Source organism: Gimesia sp. (genome assembly GCF_048262075.1).
Classification (GTDB): Bacteria; Planctomycetota; Planctomycetia; order Planctomycetales; family Planctomycetaceae; genus Gimesia.
This window is the reverse complement of sequence record NZ_JBLXFK010000005.1, coordinates 17,141-34,864: the sequence shown is the minus strand read 5'-3', so window position 1 is coordinate 34,864 and position 17,724 is coordinate 17,141. Positions and strand designations below refer to the sequence as shown.

The 17,724-nt window shown below is 48.5% G+C and carries 14 protein-coding genes; 7 read left to right on the top strand and 7 right to left on the bottom strand.

Annotated features, from left to right (window positions below):
- Positions 1 to 243 precede the first annotated feature (243 nt).
- From ACN0YH_RS11870 to ACN0YH_RS11845, 6 genes are all read left to right on the top strand, one after another.
- Positions 244 to 1,248 (top strand): zinc-dependent alcohol dehydrogenase family protein, encoded by a 1,005-nt coding sequence (locus ACN0YH_RS11870; protein WP_417379776.1) that lies wholly within the window; start codon positions 244 to 246, stop codon positions 1,246 to 1,248.
- Positions 1,249 to 1,311: 63 nt separating this feature from the next.
- Positions 1,312 to 2,460, top strand: coding sequence for a hypothetical protein (locus tag ACN0YH_RS11865; protein ID WP_417379775.1), 1,149 nt, complete (start codon positions 1,312 to 1,314; stop codon positions 2,458 to 2,460).
- A gap of 795 nt (positions 2,461 to 3,255) precedes the next feature.
- Complete coding sequence (locus ACN0YH_RS11860; protein ID WP_417379774.1) at positions 3,256 to 4,347, top strand: PfkB family carbohydrate kinase; 1,092 nt, start codon at positions 3,256 to 3,258, stop codon at positions 4,345 to 4,347.
- 174 nt (positions 4,348 to 4,521) lie between these two features.
- Positions 4,522 to 5,898, top strand: a complete 1,377-nt coding sequence (locus tag ACN0YH_RS11855; protein ID WP_417379773.1) for a sigma 54-interacting transcriptional regulator — start codon at positions 4,522 to 4,524, stop codon at positions 5,896 to 5,898.
- A gap of 174 nt (positions 5,899 to 6,072) precedes the next feature.
- Complete coding sequence (locus tag ACN0YH_RS11850; protein ID WP_417379772.1) at positions 6,073 to 6,777, top strand: lysophospholipid acyltransferase family protein; 705 nt, start codon at positions 6,073 to 6,075, stop codon at positions 6,775 to 6,777.
- Positions 6,778 to 6,857: 80 nt separating this feature from the next.
- Positions 6,858 to 8,552 (top strand): NAD(P)/FAD-dependent oxidoreductase, encoded by a 1,695-nt coding sequence (locus ACN0YH_RS11845; RefSeq protein WP_417379771.1) that lies wholly within the window; start codon positions 6,858 to 6,860, stop codon positions 8,550 to 8,552.
- Here ACN0YH_RS11845 and ACN0YH_RS11840 read toward each other — a convergent pair.
- The 3 genes from ACN0YH_RS11840 to mtaB form a co-directional block, all read right to left on the bottom strand.
- The gene (locus tag ACN0YH_RS11840; protein ID WP_417379770.1) at positions 8,536 to 8,835 is read right to left on the bottom strand and encodes a hypothetical protein; all 300 of its coding nucleotides are present in this window, start codon (positions 8,833 to 8,835) and stop codon (positions 8,536 to 8,538) included. The genes ACN0YH_RS11845 and ACN0YH_RS11840 overlap by 17 nt on opposite strands.
- Before the next feature lie 160 nt (positions 8,836 to 8,995).
- Positions 8,996 to 9,664: a thymidylate kinase gene (locus tag ACN0YH_RS11835; protein ID WP_417379769.1), complete on the bottom strand. Its 669-nt coding sequence runs from the start codon at positions 9,662 to 9,664 to the stop codon at positions 8,996 to 8,998.
- A gap of 89 nt (positions 9,665 to 9,753) precedes the next feature.
- Positions 9,754 to 11,064 (bottom strand): tRNA (N(6)-L-threonylcarbamoyladenosine(37)-C(2))-methylthiotransferase MtaB, encoded by a 1,311-nt coding sequence (gene mtaB, locus ACN0YH_RS11830; protein ID WP_417379768.1) that lies wholly within the window; start codon positions 11,062 to 11,064, stop codon positions 9,754 to 9,756.
- Positions 11,065 to 11,393: 329 nt separating this feature from the next.
- On the opposite strand from mtaB, the gene ggt reads away from it, so the two are divergent.
- Positions 11,394 to 13,109: a gamma-glutamyltransferase gene (gene ggt / locus ACN0YH_RS11825; RefSeq protein ID WP_417380083.1), complete on the top strand. Its 1,716-nt coding sequence runs from the start codon at positions 11,394 to 11,396 to the stop codon at positions 13,107 to 13,109.
- Between the two features lie 28 nt (positions 13,110 to 13,137).
- On the opposite strand, the gene ACN0YH_RS11820 is transcribed toward ggt, so the two are convergent.
- The 4 genes from ACN0YH_RS11820 to ACN0YH_RS11805 all read right to left on the bottom strand — a co-directional run bounded on the left by ACN0YH_RS11820 (position 13,138) and on the right by ACN0YH_RS11805 (position 17,479).
- A complete protein-coding gene (locus ACN0YH_RS11820) occupies positions 13,138 to 14,541 on the bottom strand; it encodes a HEAT repeat domain-containing protein (protein ID WP_417379767.1) in 1,404 nt (467 codons plus the stop codon).
- A gap of 243 nt (positions 14,542 to 14,784) precedes the next feature.
- Positions 14,785 to 15,666, bottom strand: coding sequence for a sugar phosphate isomerase/epimerase family protein (locus ACN0YH_RS11815; protein ID WP_417379766.1), 882 nt, complete (start codon positions 15,664 to 15,666; stop codon positions 14,785 to 14,787).
- A gap of 68 nt (positions 15,667 to 15,734) precedes the next feature.
- Positions 15,735 to 16,775, bottom strand: coding sequence for a zinc-binding dehydrogenase (locus tag ACN0YH_RS11810; RefSeq protein WP_417379765.1), 1,041 nt, complete (start codon positions 16,773 to 16,775; stop codon positions 15,735 to 15,737).
- Positions 16,772 to 17,479 carry an orotidine 5'-phosphate decarboxylase / HUMPS family protein gene (locus ACN0YH_RS11805; protein ID WP_417379764.1) on the bottom strand — a complete coding sequence of 236 codons (708 nt, stop codon included), beginning with the start codon at positions 17,477 to 17,479 and terminating at the stop codon, positions 16,772 to 16,774. The genes ACN0YH_RS11810 and ACN0YH_RS11805 overlap by 4 nt, the downstream gene beginning before the upstream one ends.
- Positions 17,480 to 17,724 lie beyond the last annotated feature (245 nt).

Below are 17,724 nucleotides of genomic sequence, written 5' to 3'. Positions count from 1 at the left end.
CAGGTGCTTCAGACCGGGAAATACAGATTAGTTACAGTGAAATTCTGTAGGATAATAGAAGAGAAAGCAGAATCCATTTTGAAGATGGAAACAGTCCTTGCAACCAGCACGGTGGCAAGGGCTGCTTCACGTTCGGGTTCGTGCTTTTCGCGGTGTTGGAGCTGATGTCTGCTTGCCGGAAGAGAGTTCAACCTGCTAAACTCACATTTCAGTAGAGCCCCGGAACAGTGAAAGATTCAGTCTATGCGCATGATTCGCTTTGAGCAATTCGGAGAACCGACAGAAGTTCTCAAAGTCTGTGAAGCAGAAGAACCAGTTGCCAAAGCGGGAGAGGTGCTGGTCCGTATGCTGGCCAGTCCAGTAAATCCTTCCGATCTGCTGAATATTCGAGGCGGTTATTCTTCACGACCATCACTGCCTGCTACGCCGGGATTCGAAGGTGTGGGTGTTGTCGAAGCGAGTGGTGGAGGTTTACGAGGCGCTCTCTTTAAAGGTAAACGAGTGGTGGTGTTGAATCGACGGACTGGTAACTGGTCAGAAAAAGTAGTTGTGCCCAGTGAGTATGTAATACCAGTTTCGTCCCGTCTCACGCTGGAGGAGGCGGCGACATTTTTTGTCAATCCCGCGACCGCCTACGTGCTGATTAAATCGCTGTTAGATGTTCCACGCGGGGAATGGCTGCTGCAGACGGCAGCCGCTTCGGCTGTGGGGAAAATGGTAGTGCGTTTGGGAAATCATTATGGATTTCAGACTCTGAATATTGTCAGACGTCATGATCAGGCAGAGCAGTTGAAGAACGCCGGTGCCAGTCATGTCGTGGTGTTTAATGCAGAGCATGACAATGAGCGGGTATTGGTTGATCAGATCAGAAAACATCTGGGCAGCGAATCGGTGAAGTTTGCCATCGATGCCGTGGGAGGCAAGACCGCTTCGACAATTGTCAGAATTCTGGAAGAGCGAGCCCGGATGATTGTATATGGATCTTTAGATCAAACTCCACTCGATTTCATGTCACGCGATCTCATTCGCAATGGCGCCACTCTCGAAGGATTCTGGCTGGCACGCTATATGGAATCTCTGTCACTGCCTGCCAAGTTGAGACTGGTTTCAAAGTTAACCAGCTTCATTCGCAATGGAGTTCTGGCAACTGAGATTGGTGAAGTCTTTCCCCTGGAAAGGGTCGTAGAGGCAGTGACTGAAGCGGAACGGACTGGGAAATCCGGAAAGGTTCTGATTCAGCTTTCCTGAAGAGTGCCATGATTCTGAGTCGAGTTTTGTGTCCGAGTCATGATTGCTGAAACGGAATATCGCATGGCGAACGATCTTTTTTTCCTGGTGATCTGTTTTGAACTGATACTCTCCCTGAATTCCATGCTTTTGATCTGGGGATTACACGGAGAGGAGAGGCAGGCTGCATTTCTGCAACAGCTCAAATCAACCCTGCCTTTAACAGTAATTCTGTTGACAGGTGTGGTGTTGCTGTCGACCGCCGCCAACTCAATGGACTTGGAGGTCATTCAAAATAATCTGCAGATTTCAGAACAGAAACAGGCATCGTTAGTAAATGATTATTCAGTGATGCTGGGGTTGATATTGATTATCTCGGGTGCGGTCTTTCGTGTGGGACTTCTGCCTGTTCATTTTCAGAATCGACTGCTCTTGAAGGAAACTTCCCATTTACAGGCAGTGATGGCGATTCTGCTTCCGGTCGCTGCTGGCTTGTTTTTTCTGGTGCTGGTTGTCAGCCAGGTTATGGTCGTCAATTTGTCATCAGTGGAGCATCTGTTGTTCTTTCTGTCACTGATCATTCTTGCAAGTTCAGCGGGTCTCTTGTTAGTTGAGAAAGAATGGAAAGGGATCCTGTATCTCATCGTCATTCAAAGTGCGGGTGTTTTTCTGGCACTGTTTTCTGCCGTCTGCTGGAAGTGGCGACACGAAATGGTTGCTAATGAACCAACCTCCATTCAGCAGGTAATGCGTGGTTTTACTCCAGAACTGTTATTTATCTGGCTGGCGATTTTTGGGCTGGCCTGTTTTCTGGATAGCGTCAGACGACATCGGACTGTACTCGTCTACCCGGACCAGCTACAGGGTATTTTCAATGATCAGCGTTTACTGGGCAGTGCTGCTGTTATGTTACTCGCACTACTGATGGGGGTTCCCGGGTCAGCAGTCTTTCTCATGAACTGGCAGGCAGTCCTTAGTCTCTTCGAAATTCATCAAGAGGCTGCAAAGGGGACGATGGCGATTGTGCACACAGGCTACCTGGGACTCAGTATTGTACTGATCATCTCTTCGACCATGGTTGCTTTCACCTGTGCAAAACTGATTTTACAGATCTGTTTCGCAAAGCCACTCACGCGATATCGGCAAAAGCCTCACTGGGGAGTGGCGCTGATCTGTTATGGATGTTTGATTGGTGCCTTGTTGTTCAGTCTTCAGAGCATGGTAAGATTTTGAAGCTCCTGGAACTTGGGCAGGTATTTAAGAGATCTTTTTATCATCCGGATAGATTTTATGGATGAATACATTGCCACAGTGCGGACATTCCACAGAACATCCCAGTCTTCGAGATTGAAATTCCAGTGATGTTTTCTGACCTGGTGCATGGATTCCGAATTGCGGTATGATTCTTTGCTCGCAGGACGGGCAGAATACTTCGATTTCATTTTGCTGCATAATAGCGTTTTCCTAATTCAGGGAACATCGGCAATGCCGCACTCTATTCGGGTTCAGTTTTGGAGTCAAAACGGATTCGTGTACCTGAAGTGAAAGAAAAAATTTTACGGGTAAAGTCCTCCTGTTAATTAAGTTTTGTATTTAGACAGCGGTACACAATAAGTGAACAGGCACTCAAAATTGTTCTCTGAAAAACAGCGGGGCGGCAGTTCCATGCAGGCAACCCCGTCCATCTCCATCTCTGTCCCTGAACGGGCTAGACGAAACTGCCGCCACCTGTATCTCTATTAAACAAATTTCTATGGCTCCAGACAACTGAACCAAATTTTAGGACAGGGGTATGACAACTGTCTGGCATACCCTGAAGGATTAGTCGAAAAAATTTAAGAATCCGGAAGTGTCAGTGTGTATTGTTCTGCTGGAAATAGAGTCATAAGTTCCCTTAAAAATCCAGGTTCTCTCGGCTCAAAACCGCTCTGAAAAATCCCGGTCGCTGGAATGATTCATCCCGCCAGTGTAAGCTGAGGAACTGTTCAATCAACGTCATTTTCTCATTCAATATATTGCAGGTGTCTCGTGAGAGTAGTCACATTTGGTGAAGTTATGTTAAGGCTGGCCCCTCAGAATCATTTGAGAATCAGCCAGTCGTTACCAGGTATACTCGAATCGACGTTTGGTGGAGGAGAACTTAACGTGGCTGTTTCCATTTCTCTGCAGGGAGGCGCCTCCGCTTTTGTCACGGCTTCACCAGATAATGCCATAACGGACTCACTTATACAAGAAGTTAAAAAAACAGGCGTTGATTCCAGTCTGATCCATCGTAGTTCCCGTGGACGTTTTGGTATTTATTTTGTAGAGACAGGAGCAAACCAGCGCGGAGGTACAGTGACTTATGATCGTGAGTTCAGTTCCATTGCTCTGGCGACTCCGGATGAGTTTGACTGGGATCAGGTTTTCGCAGGTGCAACCTGGTTTCATATTACAGGGATTACTCCAGCGATCAGTGAATCAGGGGCAGAACTTGCCCTGAAGGCAGTACAGGAGGCCCAGGAGAGAAACGTAATGGTTTCCTGCGATTTGAACTTCCGTAAAAAATTGTGGAACTGGAAAAGCGGTAGCAAACCGGTTGAACTGGCAAAAGAAACGATGCGCTCGCTGGTTCCCTATGTGGACGTGGTGATTGCCAATGAAGAAGATGCCGATCTGTCATTAGGGATCCGTGCTCCTGAATCCAATGTGGATGCGGGTGAGTTGAATGTTCAAGGCTACATTGCAGTGGCGGAACAGATCACACAGCAGTTTCCCAATGTCAAACAGGTGGTGATTACATTACGGGAAAGTATTTCCGCCAGTCACAACAACTGGGGAGCCATGTTGTATACTCAGAATCAGCAGCAGGCTGTCTTTGCGCCATGCGATAGCGACGGCAATTATTCCAGTTATCAAATTCACAATATTGTCGATCGGGTTGGTGCCGGGGATTCCTTTGCCGGCGCGTTGATCTTTGCTTTGAATACACCGGAACTGGCTGCTCCCGAGACGGCCATCCGCTACGCCGTCGCAGCCAGCTGCCTGAAACATAGTATTCAGGGTGATTTCAATTATTCAACTCGCAAAGAGATCGAAGCGTTGATGAACGGTGCGGGATCAGGGCGCGTGCAGCGTTGATTAAATTCCGTTTACGAATCAGCTCGTTCAAGAATATTTGGTGTATAATGGGTGAGTGGATGATCTCAATAACCGGACTGTATCAAGGTAGTCGTTTTTACATTCCAGCACGCAGTTCAAGCCCGATGGAACATGGGATGAGTTACTGAAATCCAGGAAAGGGTAGAGGAAAGCATGCAACGAGGATCAGGACGCCGTACCCGGCTTGAGACCCGTTTAAATGCTCTCAGTACGCCTGTATTTGCTCTTGATAATTTACGGACGATATTATTTTTTAATCAGGGGTGTGAGCAACTTCTGGAATGGTCGGCCGAGGAAATTCTGGGTCAGACTTGTGACTATGCGATCGATACCGACACGGAAGAATGTGAATCTGTTTGTAATTTACTCTGCCCCCCGGCGGAAGTCTTTCAGGGGACTCGCCTGGAAGTCCCCCGCTTCCTGCTCTCGCGCAGTGGGAAAACGATTCCCTGCCTCATTCGATATAGCCCTCTGGCAGATGATCAGCAAAGGACAAAACTGGTTCTGGGGTTCATTGAGCGAATTCAGAACCCCCAGGCACTTCCATCGGCTTCTGCTTCTCAGCAGCTACATGCTGAGCTGGCTGCTTTGCGGTTGTCACTGCGGAACCGGTTTCGTTTTTCGACGCTCATTGCACGAAGTCCGGGCATGCAGCGTGTCCTGCGACAACTGGAGCTGGCGATTCGAACTACACAACCGGTCCACTTTCAAGGTGAAGCGGGGGCGGGAAAAGAGCATCTGGCGCGTGCGATTCATTTTGAAAGCGAGCAGAGACGTAAAATATTTATTCCACTCAATTGCGAAAAACTTCCTCCCCGGGAACTTAAGCAGACTGTGAAAAAAATCTTTGAGCGGGATTACGATGAATCGATTCCTCTGGAACCAGGAGTCTTATTTCTGACTGAAATTCAAAGTCTGCCTCGTGACATTCAGGAATTGATTCTGGAACATCTGCAGGTGAAAGCGGCCAGCGTGCATGTCAGGTTAATGACTTCCAGCCCGATGCCTCTTCAGGATTTGTTGGATCAAGAAGCGATTCTCTCTGAATTTTTTTATTTTATAACAACGATGCAAATTCAGGTTCCGGCGTTACGGGAAAGAAGGGAAGATCTGGAGCTGTTAGCGCAGCATTTTCTGGAAAATGAAAACCGTTATCAGCAGAAACAGGTCAGTGGTTTTGCACCCGGGGTTTTGTCGTTATTTCAGGATTACTACTGGCCCGCCAATCTGGATGAGCTGACCCGGGTGATTCAGGGGGCGTTTGAAGCGACTACTGAGCCGGTCATCACACGTGAATCGCTCCCTCTGCGGTTTAAAACCGGAATTGATGCCCGTTCGCTGGGTCCTTCAGTGCCAGCTCCACTACGCACTCTGGAGGAATCTCTCGCCCTGGTGGAGAAAGAACAGATTCTGCTCGCATTAGAACAGTCCAGAAATAACCGGACCGAAGCTGCACGCATGTTGGGGCTGACCCGTGCCAAGTTATACCGGAGGATGGAAGCGCTTCATATCAGCTTTGATGAGACTTAATCTGTGCAAAATATTGTGAAACTGGGTGATTTACGTCGCCTGGTGATATGTTTTTAGCGGAGATTGGTACCAAATCAGGAATTTGAGAATTGGGATTTGCGCAGATGCCAACATGAGTACAATTCTGCATCCTCACTTGAGTTATCAGATATCGTTTCCTGCAGGAGTAGTCGGTTGAAAATTAAGAGTCGAGCTTTACTGGGTATTCTGAATTCCCTGATTGTCTTTGTAATCCGCATGATTTTTAAGACAACACGCTTGGAGTTCATTGGTGACAGTCTTGATCGGTGTCCCTTTGCAGATACGGGTTCGGATCGTTTTCTGTATAGTGTATGGCATGATTCAGTAATCCCACCACTCTTCTGTAATGTGGAACATAACAGTGTGGCACTGATCAGTCAGCACCGGGATGCAGATACCATTGAAGCGATGTTAAAGGCAGCTGGCATGGGAGCTATTCGCGGTTCAACTACGCGTGGCGGTGCGAGTGCCATGAAAAAACTAATGAATTCAGCAGAAGGTAAGCATGTGGTGATCACCCCTGATGGACCACGGGGACCGCATCACAAAATGAAGTCGGGTATTGTGTTTCTGGCATCCCATTCGGGACGAAGTATTGTTCCCAATGCGTTCGCCTCTTCGCGTTGCTGGAAATTTCAGGGTAGCTGGACCAGTATCTGGATCCCCAAGCCCTTTGCGACAGTTTATTATCTCGTGGGGAATCCCATTCACGTCCCGAAAGATATTTCCCGGGAAGAGATGAGAGAATATACTGAACTGGTGCAGGAAAAAATGGAAGAACTGGAACGAGAACTTGAGCAGCTTCTGTCTGGCCCTGTACAGGAACAGGTAACAGTCCCGTTTCGTAAAGCTGCCTGAACATCGACAGCAAAGTATTTTTTGCTTTTCTGATTGTTTCGAAGTGACAAAATTGCATTCGCTTACCCGGGCGGTATAACATGACGCATTGCTCGGCATGGTCAGGTATCCTGCCACTGCGCTCGATTGATTTCGGTTTAAGCTCTATGTCACTTAAAGTCACAAATATCCGCCTGCCAGTTGAATTTCCCGAACAAGAACTAGCAGAAAAAATTGCACTACAACTGGGCATCAACGCGGACCAGATCCAAGCCTATCGAATTCTTCGTAAAAGTCTGGATGCGCGTTCAAGACATGATTTACGGTTCGTCTATTCAGCAGAAGTGACTCTCCCTGATGAAGCAGGTGTATTGAAAAAACTGCGAGATGATTCCTCTATTCAGGAATATTCGCAGGCACCTTTCCACGATCCTGAAAATGGTACGCAGCCCCTTGAAGAGCGACCAGTGGTAGTCGGCTCTGGCCCCGCTGGTCTGCTGGCAGGATATTATCTGGCTCTCAAAGGGTACCGCCCACTCATACTTGAGCGTGGCTTCCCTGTCAAAGAGAGGGTTCCGGAAATCAGACGTTTTGACCGGGGAGAAGATTTCAATAGAGAAAACAACTATCTGTTCGGGGAAGGGGGAGCAGGCTGTTTCAGCGATGGGAAACTGACCTGTCGTTTAAGTGGTCCAGACGTGCAATGGGTTCTGGACCGTTTTGTCGATTGTGGTGCGCGCTCCAGTATCGTTTACGAGCATCGTCCCCACCTGGGAAGTAATAAACTTCCCATGATCTGTCGCAACTTTCGTCGCAAGATCGATGAACTAGGTGGTGAATTTCACTTCGAATGTCGCCTGGAAGGTATGGATATCGTTGACGGACAGGTTCAGGGCATCATGACGTCATCAGGTTATATTAAGACGTCGCATGTGATTCTTGGTATTGGTCACAGCGCCCGAGATACCTATCAGATGTTGTATGAGCTGGGCGTACCCATGTTTCGGAAAGCGTTTCAGCTGGGACTCAGAATTGAACAACCTCAGGAACAGGTCAACCGGCATAAATATGGTCGCGAAGAGTATCTTTCTCTTCTGGGTGCCGCCGACTATACCATGATCACCAAGGGAAAGCGCGATCTATATACATTTTGCATGTGCGCAGGGGGCATTGTGATGCCCAGCGTTTCCGAACCCGAAATGTTCTGTACCAATGGCATGAGTAATTCGCGACATGATACCGGTTATGCCAACAGTGGTGTCATGACGACGATTTATCCGGAAGAATTTGGCAGCGAACATCCTTTGGCGGGAGTCGAACTGCAGAGGAAGTATGAAGCGATCGCGTATGCATTAGGAAAGAAAAATTATCTCTGTCCGATCCAGCGCGCGGGTGATTTCCTAAAACAGAAGAAGACTGACTCGAGTTTTTCTTATGCTGGCACATATCAACGGGGCGTGGTTGCCACCGAGTTACATCAGGTTTTGCCCCCGGTCGTACTCTCACAGATAGAAAACGGATTGCCTGTGATGGATCAGAAATGGCGCGGCGCCTTTCTGGCAAATGCGGTGCTGGTTGGCCCGGAAATGCGGGGGAGTTCTCCGGTTCGCATTGATCGGGAACGAGATACTTATCAGGCGCCCGGCTTTAGAGGTTTGTATCCTGTCGGAGAAGGTGCTGGCTACGCGGGCGGAATTGTTTCTGCAGCCGTGGATGGGTTAATGAGTGCCAAGAAACTGGTAGAGGAATTTGCCCCGCCAGGATCTGCTGTTGGAAAACTTACTCACCATCAATGATTCGATTAATTGACTGGTCAATGGCGGTGAGATACTGGTCCAGCTTCTTGAACAGTTCCTGAGAGAACTCATCGCTCTTTAACAGCTCCGCAGCCTGATTCCGAACGCTGATATCCTCGACGCGTCGTTTTTCGACGCCGTCAGGTAGCTCACGAACCAGACGAATCATCTGCTCGTTCATGGGAATAAAACCCAGTTCCAGATGCTCTACCAGTTCAGAAGTGAGCCGCTCGGAATCTGAGAACATTTCCCGTAATGTCAGTTGACTGAGCGCACGTTTCACGATTCCTGTCTCCCTTCCAAAGATCAAAGAATATTGATATTAGACAGGTGATCGCTGTAGAGGGTCAAGAGTATTTTTGATTCAGGTTTGATTAAGATTAATCCAGGCAGTGCTTCTGTTCAAATGGGATCTGAACAAAGATCTGAAGACAGGTCCGTCTTCAGATTAACTTGCCGACATGCGACCAGATTTCGTCACCAATTTCTTCGATTGACCGGAGGCTTTCATTCTGCAGGCATTCAATTTTCTGCCAATGCTGATTCTCCTCTGCCAGTTGCAGATAGACTTCACGAACATTTGCCAGGTAAGACTGATCTGCTTCCTGCAGGTCAGCGACCTTCTCTGTATATGAGCGTGCCTGTTTTTCGGCAACCAGTTTTTGGGCTTGGTCTGCGGGAAGATCCAGAAGGATCGCAAGATTGAGGCGGGGCATTTTATAAATCGCGTATTCAATCTGTTCAATCCATTCGATGAACTCACTCCGCTCTGCTCCAGATAATTTAGCTCCCTGGTGAGCCACATTCGAAGAGATATAGCGATCAAAAATCACAATATCGCTGCTTTCGATCGTGTTCAGGATATGTGATCGAGATTCAAAACGATCGCCTGCGTACAACAGTGAAGCGAGAAAGGGATTAACTTCATCCAGCTCTCCAAAGCGACCATTCAGAAAGTCCCCAATCGATTTGCCGAATAATGTCTGGTCGTAACGGGGAAAACCGATCAGGCTGGATTTGATTCCGTCCGCCTGGCAGCGGGCATGCAACCTGCCTGCCTGTGTTCCTTTTCCAGAACCATCAATCCCTTCAATCGCAATGATGACTGCCACTCAATTTCTCTCTTTTTAGAAAACGGTTTTTTATTGTCAGTTTGAAATGTCTACAGATGGCAGTGCAAAGTAAGATTTCGCAACAACCCTCAAGGAGAAAGTCGATCCGCTTCGAGAAATTCGAGGTGGGCGCTGCTGCCTCGTGCATAGACGAATTTCCCCAGGTCTGCTTTGGTTCCCGGACAGACTACTGGGGCATACCAGCGATCCGTGCCACGAACCCAGCCGGGGCGATCGTCACATTCACGTTCGATCATCACTTCGAGATCGCGATCAATTAAAGTGTGATAGAACTTTTGTGCCAGAGAACGTTCCAGATCTGCCAGTTGTGCACAGCGTTCCTGACGAATCTCAGGTAAAATCTGATCTTCATATGTAGCAGCCGGAGTACTCTTACGGGCACTGAAGGGGAAGATATGAATTTTCATAAAGGCTGCTTCTTCACAGGCCCGCATAGTCTCTGCAAATTCTTCATCTGTCTCGCCAGGGAATCCGACGATTACGTCTGTTGTAAAGGATGGGTGATTCAGTCGTTCACGCATGCGTTGCAGTTTTTCGAGAAAACGGCTGACATGGTAGCGACGTTTCATCCGTCGCAGGACGGTATCGGAACCACTCTGGAGTGAAGGGTGGAACTGTGGACACAGATGTTCGCAATCGGCAGCGGCGGAGATAAAATCGTCGTTAATCTCTGCCGTTTCCACACTGGAGAGACGCATTCTCCAGTCACCTGGGATCTGATCCAGTTTGCGAAACAGATGCCAGAGCCGAAACGGAGGCTTGCCTGATTTGCCTCGTGTTGTGTCGACCCCAAAATGACCGACGTGGATTCCTGTCAGCACGATTTCTTTGAAACCGTTGTCGACCAGCCGCCGCACTTCAGCTTCAATGTCCTGCGGGGAACGACTCTGCAGGCCTGGTCGAACGGAGGGGATAATGCAGTAGGTACATCGCAGGATGCAACCATCCTGCACTTTCACGTATGCTCGTTTTCGTCCTTCAAATTCAGAAATCCCGGTGGGCATATCGACGATGCCATGCCGTTCCAGAATGTCAGGCAGTTCCCGTTTGTCAGTGACGACTTCGAATACACCAGGTAACTCAGAAACTGTTTTAGGATCGCGAGTGGCGTAACAGCCCATTACCAGAATTTTTGTTCCTGGATTATTCTTCGCAAGATTCCGAATCAGTTTACGTCCCTTGGAATCACCCGTGGCAGTCACTGTGCAGGTATTAACGACACAGAGATCAGCTGTTTCCGCTTCTCCAGCCTCGCGATAGCCATTCTTCTCAAGTGCTTCTTTGACCAGTTGCGTTTCGTACTGATTCACCTTACAGCCGAGTGTCACCAGCTGGCAGGTCTTATCTTTACCGGGAGTATGAAGTTGGGTGAGTGTCATAATAATGCAGCTGTATTTAAACAGATATTTTGTACTGTGACCGTCTCTGCTGCACAGTGGCGATCTTGTATATTGTTAACGAGCCAAACAGGAAAATAGCTCGGAAATCTGGGCTTACCGGAATTTATTATATTCCATGTGGAAATTCATCATGCCAGGTCGCATAGTATAATCAGAGTCAAACCAGACTTCGAGCGGCAGAAACCAATTGTCTGATCCGTTTACAGGAATAGGCGTTTCACGAGATCTCTTCGATTGAAAGCAAAGTTATGGCGTTTCGACTGATACATCATAAATCATTTATGAATCAAATGTTAAGTCTTATTCTGATGATTGCAGTGTCAGGGAAAGCTCTTCCCGGGTCTGCTGCAGAGTATTCAGAGAACATTGATTCTAAAATATATCCTAACGCTGTGGTCGCCGCAGATCATCCGCTGGCGAGTGCAGCAGGAATTGCCATTCTGAAAGCCGGTGGGAATGTCGTTGATGCGGCTGTCGCGACTTCATTTGCGCTCTCTGTTCTGAGACCCGCCAGTTGTGGTCTGGGAGGCGGTGGATTCATGGTGATCTGGGACGCTGAGCAACAGAAATCTACGGTCATCGATTATCGTGAACGCGCACCGGCCGCAGCCACACCTGATATGTATTCGCGTTTGTCTGGTTCTGAGAAACAACGTCAACTAGCCAGTCGACAGGGGCCACTGGCGGTGGCGGTACCCTGCAATGTCGCCGGTCTGTGCTACGCTGTCAAAGAGTATGGAAAGCTGGATCTGAAGACGGTGATGCAGCCGGCGATTCAGATGGCCCGTCGTGGTGTTCCGATTAATGACCACATGCGATCCGTACAGAAGTCTATGCTGGCTCGAATGAAGAAAGGTGTGCTGGACCAGAAAGAATTCCAGCCACTCATAGATGAATATCTGAATCATGGCGAACCGTGGAAAGAGAATGCGCGTTTTTTCAGCCCCCAGTTGCAGGCGCTGGAACTGATCGCAGAAAATGGTCGTGCCGGATTTTATGAAGGACCTGTGGCTGATGCAATTGTTGCGACATGTGGCAAGCAGGGGGGGGGGATTTTAACACATCAGGATTTAAAGGATACAGAGCCGATCATCCGCAAACCGCTCACCACTGCTTTTGATGGATATCAGATTCTGACGATGCCTCCCCCGTCCAGCGGAGGTGTCGCAATTATTGAATCTTTTAATATGATCAATGCTTTAGAAAAGCAGGTCCTGGAGCACTCTTTTGCTGAACTGAAATATCATTCAGCTCAGGAACTCCACTTCCTGACAGAGGTCATGAAGCACGCGTTTGCAGACCGGGCAGAATACCTGGGTGACGCAGACTTTGTGCCTGTTCCTCTGGAGCGATTAACAGACGCGAAATACGCCTCGCGCCTGGCGGCTCGCATCGATACAAAGCAGACAAAAGACCTGAAAGACTATGGACGGTATGTTTCTCCAAAAGACGGTGGAACCAGTCACTTATCTGTCATGGATGCGGCGGGAAATGCCGTGGCATGTACCGAGACAATTAATTTGACATTTGGAAGTTACATCGTGATCCCGCAATACGGGATTGTCATGAATAACGAAATGGATGATTTTGCAGCCATCCCCGGCAAGCCTAATGCCTTCGGCTTGCTTCAGAGTAAAGCCAACGAGATCGAACCGGGCAAGAAACCACTCTCCAGCATGTCACCTACGATTGCAGTCAAAGAGGGTAAAGCAGTCTTTTCTGCAGGCGCCTCAGGAGGCCCGCGCATCATTTCCAGCACTCTGCAGGTGCTGTTGAATATGATCGTATTTGGAATGACGCCGAAACAGGCGGTTGAGTCTCCCCGAATTCACCATCAATGGGTACCAGAAGACCTGCTGCTGGAACAGGAACTGTATGAGCAGGTTGGAGATCAACTGAAACAGTTTGGCCATGCGATCAGGAAAAGCTCCAGTCTGGCAGCAACACAGGCGGTTTCACGTCAGTCAGACGGATTGAGGGGACACAGCGATACGCGCAAACATGGTGCTGCAGCCGGATATTGAGTACGGTCTGAGCTTCTAAAGGAGCAAATTATTGCTGTGCTGCATCCAGCTTCTTTTGGATCTCTTCCTGTGTTTTTTCCAGCTGTCGTTTGACGACTTTCGATTCTTCTACTTCGATTCGTTTTTTCAACGCATCAATCGATTCCTGGGTTCCGATCGCCTGTAAAATATTGCTGGCTTCGATTCTCATATCTTTGTCAGGATCATCCAGTAATCGCAGAACCGGTTTTTCCGCGATCGTTCCCATGATTTTAAGAGCTGTGCGCGCATCTTTCATGTCTGCCCGATTGGGGAGACGACCGACCAGGATTTCAGCCATTGTGGCAGAGTGAATCGTCGGCATCAACTGGATGATATCTTCTCGAACCAGGGCTGAATTTTCTTCTTCCAGTAACGTGGCAAAAGCAAGTGTTGCTTCGTCGGTATACCAGACGGACATAGCGTTGATATGTTCTTTCATGCGAAAACCTTCTTTGGCCTGCGGGAGTGTCTCTGCCAATACAGTAGATACTCTGGCAAGATTTTCCGTGTCCGGTTTCATCGTGACCAGTTTTTTACAAGCCGTGTCATGGGCAAAAGAACTGGTTCCAGATATCACACGCAGTGCCCAGTCGATCGTATCTTCATCTGGGCGCGGTTTTAAATCCCGATCATTTCTATTCGGGTCAGCAGTGTCTTTCGGTTTCATCTCCGGTTTGGGAGTAGTAGAATTGGGCATGTTTTTCAGAGAGCTGGAGTTTGCAGAAACTTTTACTGAAGGATCAGGAGTCAGAGAATTCGATTTCTGTTGGAGTGCGAGTGCATTCAACTCCTCAGGCTGGACCTCGATCGTAATGATCCGGTTTTGGACATCAATCTCTTTTGTTTTTCCGCAATTAAGATTCTGGGCAAATGCAAACAGATCTTTCGGAACCTGATGTAATACCAGGACCAGTTGCTGGTCCTTGCTGAAAAAATCGACCTTCCCGTTTTCTGTGGGAATCTCTGTGCCTTGATCTTTCTGGTCAGAGGAATTCAGAAAAGCAGACTTCAAATTATTCTGGAGAATCGGGATTGCCTGTGTTTCGTTCCCGTTAATCCCTTTCACAATGACCGCGACACCAGGTTGTTCTACGTCCAGAGTTCTTTTGCGAATTTCGCTCAGCAGGTCTGTCTCCGGTGTCAATGTGACTGGTGTTTCTGTTACCGTTCGCATTTCAGATGTGACAGGTTTTTTTTCTGATGAAGTGGCAGGTGCTGTCGCCGGTCGGGACTGAGATAACCGTGGGGTAACAGGCGCAGGTCGCGCGGGGGCGGCACTATTATTAGCAGGCGTAAACGGGTTAGAATTTGCGCGTTGCTGACTGGTATCAGATCCGCCACAGCCTGATGTAATTAAAATTGAAGAAATCAGAAGGATTGTCGGAATGTTGTTTTTAATGTTGGCCAGCATGGGAATACGACTCTTTTGGAATGTTGAAGGCAAACAGACACAGTAACTGCTTGATATAAATTCTACGTTCTCTCAGGCGATCAGGATCAAACAAAATTTGATATCTGGTCAGATAGACATGAAAAGTCTGGCAGGGTTCAGGTGGCATTCATATGTATATATGCTATCTGCGCGTTCCTGCCTCTGCAAGACCAGTCAGCTTATCTATTTTAAAGATCTTCGTTTTAAGCTGTTTTAACCAATTTACGGCCAATACTGAGATATTTTTGCCCTGAGGAAAGCAACACTTTCCTGTAACTCTTCCATTCCATTCACTCCATCTTCGATACTGATCCAGCTGTCGAAGCCGACCTGTTTCAGCTGGGAGAAGATGGTGTCATAATCATTGAGTCCTTTTCCAATCACTCCATGGCTAAGTCGACTGGCATAACCCAGACTGTTTTCTTCCATACGCAAGTCTTCAATCGTACCCTCAGTCAGGTAGCGGTCACTGGCGTGCATGGTGACCACTCGGTGTTTGATTCGTTCCAGAAGTTCCAGAGGATCTTCACCAGCCAGGATTGTATTACTCGGATCATAATTGACTCCGAAATTGGGTGAATCAATTCGAGACACAAGATCACAGAACACATCTGCCATCTGCGCGAATTCCGGATAATCCCAGTAATTATCTTTGTAGTGGTTTTCGATAATCAGTGTCAGTCCCAGTTCTTCCGCCAGTGGAAGACAGGCCTCAATCGACGAGACTGCATATTGAATTCCCTCTTCCCGGGAAACTTCAGGCCTGCGTTGTCCAGACAGGACTCGACAATATTTTCCTCCAAGGGCTGCCGTCATTTCCATCCAGAATTTTTCGTGTTCGATCTGCTCGTTGCGAAATGCAGCGTCAGGATGTGTGAAATCGGGTGAGCAGCACATCATGGGGATTTCCAGCCCTTGATCGCTGGCCATCTTTTTGGCTTCCGGCCAGAAATTCTTGTCTTTCATTTCCAGAAAGCCGGCATAAAATTCCAGACCGTCAATATCCAGGGTGGCAGCCAGATCAATCCACTGGCGAAGAGTCATCTTTCCGGTCAGGCATAGTTCATCCATAAAGGCTTTAGGAAATGCGGCGAGCTTTGGCATCAATAGTTCCATCAGTTTGCAGTAATATTTAAATCGAGAATGATCTTCAGCAGCTGCAGAGACCAACCTTATGGCGTTAAAACAGCTTTCACGATCTCACCTGAGTGCATGGTTTCAAATGCGGTATGCCATTCACTCAGGGACCAGGTTCCACCGATAATGGGTTCGATATTCAACTGTCCTGTGGTCAACAGGCGAATCACTCGCTCCCAGATCGGCCAGTTATGGCTGAAACTGCCTTGCAGTCGAATATTCTTCTGTACGAGAGGGTCGAGAGAGAATCCCAATGGTTGTGGTCCCCAGCCGACCTTGCTGATCCAGCCACCCGGACGGACTATTTCCAGCGACTTTTTCAATGTCACAGATACACCGGCAGCATCCACGACTCCATTGACTCCCAGTCCGTCAACTTCGTAGGCCCAGTCGTCAAGTCCCGCGATGATCGGCTGACACCCATAATACTGTTCAGCAATTTCCAGGCGCCCCTTGTCTCGTTCCAATCCTACCACGGCGACTTCTGCTCCCTGAAGTCGCGCCATAGCAGCACAGAGTAAGCCGATCGGTCCCGGCCCGAAGACTACGATGCGATCTCCGGGTTGGATTTCTCCATTCATCACAACGGCATTGAATGCGACGCAGCAGGGTTCAGTGAGAGCTGCTTTTTCCAGTGGTAAACTGTCAGGGACGCGATGCAGGCAACGCGCGGGAACACGCACAAAACTGGTCATGGCGCCGTTCACACCATAACCGAATCCCTTACGGGTTGGATCGAGATTGTAGCGGCCTTCGCGTGACATCGGGTTGTCAGGATCAATGATGGCTGCCGTTTCACTGACAACACGGTCTCCCTCTGACCAGTTCTGAACGAGATTTCCGGTTTGAAAAATCTTGCCGGCAAATTCATGTCCGAGTACTACGGGATAATTCACGGGCCAGCTATGATCTGCCGTCCATTGATGCAGGTCGCTACCGCAGACGCCGACCGCTGCCACTTCCAGCAGCACTTCGTCTGGTCCGATTTCCGGTACCGGAATCTCCTGTAGTTCGACAGAGTTTGCTTCAGGGGCGTAGTTGACGACAGCGGTTTGTATTAATTCAGCCTGGCTCATTTTTGACCTCCGATGGCGACATCACCATATGCATGTACTTTTTCACAAATCAGCCTTAGCGAGTCTTCCAGGTTCCCGCTTGCTGTTTTGAATGAATCCGCGTCAATGGTCAGCGGGGCTCCCAGTACGACAAGTGGGGCACCGTACTCGGGTGTCTGGATAGCTTGTTCCAGGGAAAGTCCCCCCACCGCCTGCACAGGAACGCTGACGGCTGCCACAACTTCTTTCAGTTGATCCAGGGGGCTTGGCATCCGTTCGCCACGAGCTGCAATCCCGCGGCGTTCATCATAGCCGACGTGGTGAATCACATAATCACAGCCCAGGTCTTCTAATCTTCTTGCAGCGGGAACCATGTCATCAGCCAGGTTATCTCCCATGACTTTGACGCCATGGTCTTTGCCCGCCTGGACTACGCAGTGGATGGTTTCTTCGTGTGCTCTTGACATGACTACAACGTGCGTTGCACCAGCTTTGGCCATCATTTCCGCTTCCAGATAGCCACCATCCATTGTTTTGAGATCTGCGACGATTGGCGTTTCTGGAAAGTTTTTGCGTAGTTCTTTCACACAATTTAAGCCTTCAGCGAGGATCAGTGGTGTGCCTGCTTCCAGCCAGTCAACCCCGGCTCTCATTGCCATTGCCGCTGTCTCCAGAGCCTCTTCAATATTAGTCAGATCTAACGAGATTTGTACGATCGGCTTCATGAAAATAGTATCACTTTCTATCACTATAGAAATCGGTGGACAGCAATATGTTCACACATTAGATGCTTCCCGCATGAAGGAAATCTGCTGGCTGAGAAGCTCATGTTAAGTACCATCCTATCGGAAGAAAATGTGAAATGCGAATGCTTGAAGAGGAGTAGAGTAGAAAATAAATAAGTGGACACAAGGGCATGTTTCTTGGGTGGTAGAAAGAGTCAGTCTCCGTAAACGTTAAAGTTTAACAG

Excerpts from the sequence above, each read along its gene's own strand:
- ACN0YH_RS11870 (WP_417379776.1), top strand. The coding sequence starts at position 244 with ATGCGCATGATTCGCTTTGAGCAATTCGGAGAACCGACAGAAGTTCTC.
- ACN0YH_RS11865 (WP_417379775.1), top strand. The coding sequence starts at position 1,312 with ATGGCGAACGATCTTTTTTTCCTGGTGATCTGTTTTGAACTGATACTC.
- ACN0YH_RS11855 (WP_417379773.1), top strand. The coding sequence starts at position 4,522 with ATGCAACGAGGATCAGGACGCCGTACCCGGCTTGAGACCCGTTTAAAT.
- ACN0YH_RS11845 (WP_417379771.1), top strand. The coding sequence starts at position 6,858 with ATGACGCATTGCTCGGCATGGTCAGGTATCCTGCCACTGCGCTCGATT.
- mtaB (WP_417379768.1), bottom strand. The coding sequence starts at position 11,064 with ATGACACTCACCCAACTTCATACTCCCGGTAAAGATAAGACCTGCCAG.
- ggt (WP_417380083.1), top strand. The coding sequence starts at position 11,394 with ATGATTGCAGTGTCAGGGAAAGCTCTTCCCGGGTCTGCTGCAGAGTAT.
- ACN0YH_RS11820 (WP_417379767.1), bottom strand. The coding sequence starts at position 14,541 with ATGCTGGCCAACATTAAAAACAACATTCCGACAATCCTTCTGATTTCT.
- ACN0YH_RS11815 (WP_417379766.1), bottom strand. The coding sequence starts at position 15,666 with ATGCCAAAGCTCGCCGCATTTCCTAAAGCCTTTATGGATGAACTATGC.
- ACN0YH_RS11810 (WP_417379765.1), bottom strand. The coding sequence starts at position 16,775 with ATGAGCCAGGCTGAATTAATACAAACCGCTGTCGTCAACTACGCCCCT.
- ACN0YH_RS11805 (WP_417379764.1), bottom strand. The coding sequence starts at position 17,479 with ATGAAGCCGATCGTACAAATCTCGTTAGATCTGACTAATATTGAAGAG.